The sequence below is a fragment of the Calothrix rhizosoleniae SC01 genome, from assembly GCF_900185595.1.
Classification (GTDB): domain Bacteria; phylum Cyanobacteriota; class Cyanobacteriia; order Cyanobacteriales; family Nostocaceae; genus Calothrix_A; species Calothrix_A rhizosoleniae.
Map to the genome: position 1 here is coordinate 1 of NZ_FYBH01000166.1, position 6,416 is coordinate 6,416.

Consider the following 6,416-nt stretch of genomic DNA (forward strand, 5'->3'; position numbering starts at 1 on the left):
ACATATGTAAAACGAAATCGTGAAACATAATTAAGTAGACAATATCCGAAGTGAGTGTAACGGAGTGAAACGTAAAGCCTACGGTATAGCTGAGTCCTACAGACACGCTGCGCGAACGCTTAACGCGGAGGGTGTCCACCAGGATTTAGCAATCACAAGGGTTAGGATTACTTCGCGTAGTTCATACATAATGGTAAATATTTTTGTTTGATCACTTACTTCGTACGGTTTGCCCATTTTTTTGGAGTTCGAGAAATTGCCCAAAAACATAGAATATAGGTGTAGTAATGGTTTTAGTGACTTTCCTAAATTTGTCTTGAACTACCACCCCACTTTAAAAACTCTATTTTTATGCGATCGCACAAAGTTGGGACGAGAGTATATTTGAATCACAGGCTAAAACCATGATCATTTCGTTCTGCATTTTTCCTAACTCGATTTTCAATGAGCGAACCATGCGTTACTTGTTTATACTAGGATAAATCTCCAATGAGAGGATAAAAATCACAAAATCTTGCAAATCACTTCATAAGAGCTAAATAGGGCTTGCTGAAAAAAGAGAAAAAGTAGTTGGTGTGGGGATATCAGACCAGAGAAATATATTTAGGGTCTGCTGAATAGCTGAAAAATATTGATTTATCATTTGTTTGAAGGAAATTCCAGGTAACAAAGTTGTTGTTACTACATCAAGATTTTCGGGAACTATGTACCTGTAGTCTGCCAGTCATTAGTCCTGATGTTTCCTATATCTCGCCAAGTTATTGGTACATCGTTTGCGGTTTGTGTGTGTATGTTAGGTGTGGGTGGGTTACAATTTCCACGAATGCAAACCATGCTCAAAATTCAAGACAGTGTTTCCACTGTAAGGTTGCAACGAGAGCTAAAATCGGAAAAACTCCGTCTGCAATTTTTACAAAGATTACCTAGCTTGGGATATGCTAATTTAATTGCTAACTGGGCATATATTGGTTTTTTACATTATTTCGGTGATGAGGTAGCTCGTGAAAAAACAGGTTACAGCCTCAGTCCTGAATATTTTACAGTTATTCTCGATCGCGATCCACGTTTTCTCCAAGCTTATTTAGGACTTTCTACCAGTACTTCCATGTATGCCGCCATGCCCAAAAGAGCGGTAGAATTAACTGAGAAGGGTCTCATGTCTCTTAAACCTAAACTTCCTCACGGCTCTTACTATGTATGGCGCTATAAAGGTATTGATGAACTGCTGTTTTTGGGTGATACCCAAGCTGCAAAAACATCTTTCCTGAATGCATCCCGTTGGGCTAGTTTTTATACTGACGAAGAGAGTAAAATAGTAGCAGATATTTCTCGAAAAACATCGGAGTTTATCAGTAAAAACCCTGATAGTAAACAAGCTCAAGTGGCAGCTTGGGCGATGATATTGAATCATCAAGTCGATAAAAAGGGTAAGGAAAGAGCAATCAGAGAAATAGAAGCTTTAGGAGGAAAGGTAATTACTAGACCGAATGGCACCAATGCAATCCAATTACCAGTCAAAGATTGAGGTCAATTATTATTTATTGGTATGACGGACAATTAGTAAATTCTCAAACTCTGGAGTTAGCCATTGACGATCCAGGTTTAATCTACGGTGCTACGGTGTTTACCACCCTCCGTGTTTATGATAATTCTCTGGATAGTAGATTAACTCAATGGCATACCCATTGCAATCGCTTAAAATTGAGTTTGCAGTCTTTTGGTTGGTCTCCACCAGATGAAGGGCGATTGCGTCAAGGTGCTGAATTAATAATGAAACAATTCCCAGTTCTGAGAATTACCATTTTTCCTGATGGTAGGGAATGGATAACTGGGAGACAATTACCATTAGATTTAGCACAAAAACAAAACTTAGGAATTGTAGCTAGGCTGACACCACCAGAATTTCAGCGTTCCCTACCCACTCATAAAACCGGGAACTACCTTAGTCCTTGGTTAGCCAAAATTGATGCCCAACAATTAAATGCTCAAGAGGCTATCTTAGTCGATGCTGCTGGAAATTGGCTAGAAACTAGTACAGGTAATCTCTGGGGCTGGGGATATGGTTATTGGTGGACACCACCCCTAACAGCAGGAATTTTACCAGGAATTATGCGATCGCAAATTTTACATTGCCTAGTAAATCAGCAGCAACAAGTCAGAGAAGAACCTTGGACAATGGAATTAGCCCAGGGATTATCAGCGATCGCCTATAGTAACAGTGTCATCGAAATTATTCCTATACATACGGTCATTCACCCTTCAAGCTCGCTAAAATATAATTCTGCTCATTTTATAGGGCAGCAATTACGGGAGATGTTTCTAGCATAATGGGTACACATTCTGGTATAACTTAAAATAAGTTAACATAATTCTTAATAATGCCCCCCTCTATTTAGAGACACAGCGCGGACTTAGAAAAAAATATTAGGAGGACGAACCTCAGTGAATAATAAAAGATGGAGAAATGCAGGGCTATACGCACTGCTTTTTATCGTTCTAATAGCTTTGGGAACAGCTTTCTTGGATAAGCAGCCCGAAAGCAGAAAAACATGGCGATATAGTGAATTTATTCAAGCAGTTGACGATAATAGGGTAGAAAAAGTCAGTATTAGTGCTGATCGCAAACAGGCATTAGTTACACCCAAAGACGATACCAGCAAAAGAGTGGTAACTTTGGTTAATGACGATCCAGACCTAATCAAAACCTTGAGTTCCAAGGGTGTTGATATTTCCGTATTACCTCAAAGTGATGACGGCTTTTGGTTTAAAGCACTGAGTAGCTTATTTTTCCCCATACTGCTGCTAGTAGGTCTATTCTTCTTGCTACGTCGTGCTCAAAGTGGTCCTGGTAGCCAAGCCATGAACTTTGGTAAGTCTAAAGCCAGAGTACAAATGGAACCCCAGACCCAAGTTACCTTTGGTGATGTGGCTGGTATTGAGCAAGCAAAACTAGAACTGAACGAAGTTGTAGATTTTTTGAAAAATGCCGATCGCTTCACTGCTATTGGGGCAAAAATTCCCAAAGGTGTGTTGTTAGTTGGACCCCCTGGAACCGGTAAAACCTTACTAGCTCGTGCTGTAGCTGGGGAAGCTGGTGTTCCTTTCTTTTCCATCTCTGGTTCCGAATTTGTGGAAATGTTTGTGGGTGTGGGTGCATCCCGTGTCCGTGACTTATTCGAACAAGCTAAATCTAATGCTCCCTGTATCGTCTTCATTGATGAAATTGACGCAGTTGGTCGTCAACGGGGTGCTGGTTTAGGTGGTGGGAATGACGAGCGGGAACAAACCCTCAACCAGTTACTCACGGAAATGGATGGTTTTGAAGGAAACACAGGTATTATCATCATTGCTGCTACTAACCGTCCTGATGTCTTGGATGCAGCCTTGTTACGTCCCGGACGTTTTGACCGTCAAGTAGTTGTAGATCGTCCCGATTACGCCGGACGGGTGGAAATTCTTAACGTCCATGCTCGTGGTAAGACCCTAGCCAAGGACGTTGATTTAGATCGCATTGCTCGCCGTACCCCTGGATTTACTGGTGCAGATTTATCTAACCTGCTGAATGAAGCTGCAATTTTAGCAGCACGGCGGAATCTGACAGAAATTTCTATGGATGAAATTAATGATGCTATCGATCGCGTTTTAGCTGGTCCAGAGAAGAAAGACCGGGTAATGAGCGAACGACGCAAGCTGTTAGTTGCTTATCATGAAGCTGGTCATGCCCTAGTAGGTGCATTAATGCCAGATTATGACCCTGTGCAAAAGATTAGCATTATTCCTCGCGGTCGTGCTGGCGGTTTAACTTGGTTCACCCCTAGTGAAGACCGGATGGACTCTGGGTTATACAGCCGCTCCTATTTGGAGAACCAAATGGCGGTAGCATTGGGTGGTCGTTTAGCTGAAGAAATCATCTTTGGTGATGAAGAAGTTACTACTGGTGCTTCTAATGACCTGCAACAGGTAGCCAGAGTTGCCCGTCAAATGGTAACTAGATTTGGCATGAGCGATCGTTTAGGACCAGTGGCATTGGGTCGTCAGCAAGGTAATATGTTCTTGGGGCGCGATATTATGTCCGAGCGTGACTTTTCCGAAGAAACTGCGGCAGCCATTGATGAAGAAGTACGTAAATTAGTTGATGTGGCTTATGCACGAGCTAAACAAGTACTTGAAGATAACCGTCACGTCCTTGACCAAATATCGGATATGTTAATGGAAAAGGAAACCGTGGATGCGGAAGAATTGCAAGATATTTTGGCAAAAAATGATGTGAGAACTGCAACCTTTGCGTAATTTATTCAGGTCGAATTTTTCACAAAAATTATAAGTAAGGTGGGTAATACCCGCCTTATTTTTTTTGACCTCTCAATTAAACAAAAGTATAGCGCTACGGGTAAGTAATAAGTAATAAGTTTACTATTCAGAGGTTTGGGCTTTCAACAATGTCCGCGCCCTAATTTCTTAGTTCTAAATCCCTAATTTCTTAGTTCTAAATAAGGAATTAAAGGGTACATCCCAGTTTTTACGATTCTATGAAAAAATAATACAAATTCAAGTAATGTTTGCGACACATACATTTTTCGTAGGGAACATCTACAATCTTTTGGGATATTAAATTATCTTACTGATGCCGTGCCCTACCCATCTGCCGCATTCTTTTTTCAAAATGGTATAAAATGTCACTACAAAATTTTGCCAAAGTGGGATGTTCCCGAATTAAATCTGAAGAAAGAGAAAATTTTGTTCCAGCTTCTGCTTCTGAAGATATTACAGTGACAACCATCTACGAATTTCCTCATCTGTAGCAGTTCTTAGATCAAGTGAGTCTTGTCCAGAACGTTCTAATTTTATTTCAGGTTCAATAGCTTTTTTACGAAGGCGCTTTCTCCACTCAATAATCTTCTCAATTAATTCTCCAATTTCCTTAGTCGCTTTTGCCGCAGTTCCAATAGCACCAATCGTGGCTCCTACAGCAGTCACAATAACGATGTAATCATCTATGCTAAATACACGTTCTTCAGGAGTTTTTATGGTAGCTTCATTTTTTAAAACAGCTAGCAGCATTTCACGCTCATAAGTCGGAAAACTTGGTGAAATAGCAAGTTTAAACGAAGTAACTTGGTTCATACTCATTTAGTCGATTTTTGTTAGAGAATTTATTTTGCTCCATAGGTAACTTGCTGGAATACCAATTTGTACCTGAATAAAGTTACAGCTAAACTACGATAACCTAGTCCTGAATAATGACAGACTAATACGTATTTGTGGCAGTATTTCTACTGAGTATACATCATCTATAGTTTTTTGCTTGAACGTACATTCATACAGGCAGGGATGCCCATCCCACAAGAGCTTTTGTATTTAGCTTTGTACTTCATTTACCTGCAAAGTGCTGTATATTCCAATAGTAATCGGTCATGGGATTGTTGAAGCCTGTAGGTTATATATTCACCTTACAGGCTTTAACTCAGCGATGGTAATAAGGTAATCAGGAATATGTATGTAGATTCTGAGAGAACAACCATTACTACTAATGGATTGGCAAGGCACATCTACAGTTCATATATTAGTAGTAATATCGTATACGTCTAGTCCAACTTCTGATTCTGTAACATCTGCGTCGTCTTCCTCTACGTACTACACACCGATAGATATGACAACGCTCTCTTCTACGACTTATTCTGTAACACCTTCTTGTTCGATAACTATATCGTCTGCCCCATCTGCCTTGTCTGGGGATATCCCATGGTTCGCGCCATCTACCTCTGCGTCCTCGTCCGTCCCATGGTTCGCGCCATTCGTCTCTTCCTCTACGTCTTTGAGCAATTAAATTATTTTCGGTTTCAACCTGACTTACTTCTGTGTTGTTTTTTGTCCCAGCACTATCAACATCAGCTTCATTAATTGTGACAGCTAATGTAGGCAAAGCACTACTAGTTAAAGTTAATATTGCACTAGCGAAAACTACACCTAGCTTACGTTTAAGAATACTTAATTTCATGATCAATACCTCCTTTCTCCCTTGCCTTTGAGGTTGAATCACTGATTACGATCGCAATAGTTTTTCATCTCCAGACATGGGATTGGGTGATTCCAGTTAGGGGTGGCGATTGCTCCAAAACTACAAAAACGCCAACTTAAGCACTGTCTATAGTGACTGTCATAATTTATTAACCACAGGCGATACTGCCAAAGAGCGATCGCTTTTATTGTGGAATTTTCATATACATGCTTATATGCGTATTTATATATTTTTGTCAATCCGTATGCCTACCATTATTATAGGTTGTTTTATTATTGACGAAGTAAAATTCATTAGCGATCTCACATATCTTTACTTCTGTTCAAGCTACTTTTAAGCTTGCGTCATATTTTGTTACCAAGGCAAAATTTCTACTAATTAATATTCGAGCTATAAG

6 protein-coding genes are annotated in these 6,416 nt (G+C 40.1%); 3 read left to right on the forward strand and 3 right to left on the reverse strand.

Annotated elements, in window-relative coordinates; genetic code table 11:
- Nucleotides 1–736: 736 nt before the first annotated feature.
- The 3 genes from CALSC_RS10090 to ftsH3 all read left to right on the forward strand — a co-directional run bounded on the left by CALSC_RS10090 (nt 737) and on the right by ftsH3 (nt 4,290).
- Nucleotides 737–1,525, forward strand: coding sequence for a hypothetical protein (locus tag CALSC_RS10090; protein WP_088241223.1), 789 nt, complete (start codon nt 737–739; stop codon nt 1,523–1,525).
- A 5-nt stretch (nt 1,526–1,530) separates the two neighbouring features.
- Nucleotides 1,531–2,328 carry an aminotransferase class IV gene (locus CALSC_RS10095; RefSeq protein ID WP_088241226.1) on the forward strand — a complete coding sequence of 266 codons (798 nt, stop codon included), beginning with the start codon at nt 1,531–1,533 and terminating at the stop codon, nt 2,326–2,328.
- A 114-nt stretch (nt 2,329–2,442) separates the two neighbouring features.
- A complete protein-coding gene (gene ftsH3 / locus CALSC_RS10100; protein ID WP_088241224.1) occupies nt 2,443–4,290 on the forward strand; it encodes an ATP-dependent zinc metalloprotease FtsH3 in 1,848 nt (615 codons plus the stop codon).
- Between the two features lie 328 nt (nt 4,291–4,618).
- Here the strand turns inward: ftsH3 and CALSC_RS26405 are convergent, their stop codons facing one another.
- The 3 genes from CALSC_RS26405 to CALSC_RS25860 form a co-directional block, all read right to left on the reverse strand.
- Nucleotides 4,619–4,780 carry a hypothetical protein gene (locus CALSC_RS26405; RefSeq protein ID WP_159460597.1) on the reverse strand — a complete coding sequence of 54 codons (162 nt, stop codon included), beginning with the start codon at nt 4,778–4,780 and terminating at the stop codon, nt 4,619–4,621.
- Nucleotides 4,765–5,124, reverse strand: a complete 360-nt coding sequence (locus CALSC_RS10105) for a hypothetical protein (RefSeq protein WP_143288210.1) — start codon at nt 5,122–5,124, stop codon at nt 4,765–4,767. Before CALSC_RS10105 ends, CALSC_RS26405 begins: the two co-directional genes overlap by 16 nt.
- A 439-nt stretch (nt 5,125–5,563) precedes the next feature.
- Entirely contained in the window at nt 5,564–5,998 is a 435-nt protein-coding gene (locus tag CALSC_RS25860; RefSeq protein ID WP_143288211.1) for a hypothetical protein, read from the reverse strand.
- Nucleotides 5,999–6,416: the final 418 nt, after the last annotated feature.

Bases quoted from the DNA above. Each gene is read 5' to 3' on its own strand.
- CALSC_RS10105 (WP_143288210.1), bottom strand. From the start codon at position 5,124: ATGAACCAAGTTACTTCGTTTAAACTTGCTATTTCACCAAGTTTTCCG.
- CALSC_RS26405 (WP_159460597.1), bottom strand. From the start codon at position 4,780: ATGGTTGTCACTGTAATATCTTCAGAAGCAGAAGCTGGAACAAAATTT.
- CALSC_RS25860 (WP_143288211.1), bottom strand. From the start codon at position 5,998: ATGAAATTAAGTATTCTTAAACGTAAGCTAGGTGTAGTTTTCGCTAGT.
- CALSC_RS10090 (WP_088241223.1), top strand. From the start codon at position 737: ATGTTTCCTATATCTCGCCAAGTTATTGGTACATCGTTTGCGGTTTGT.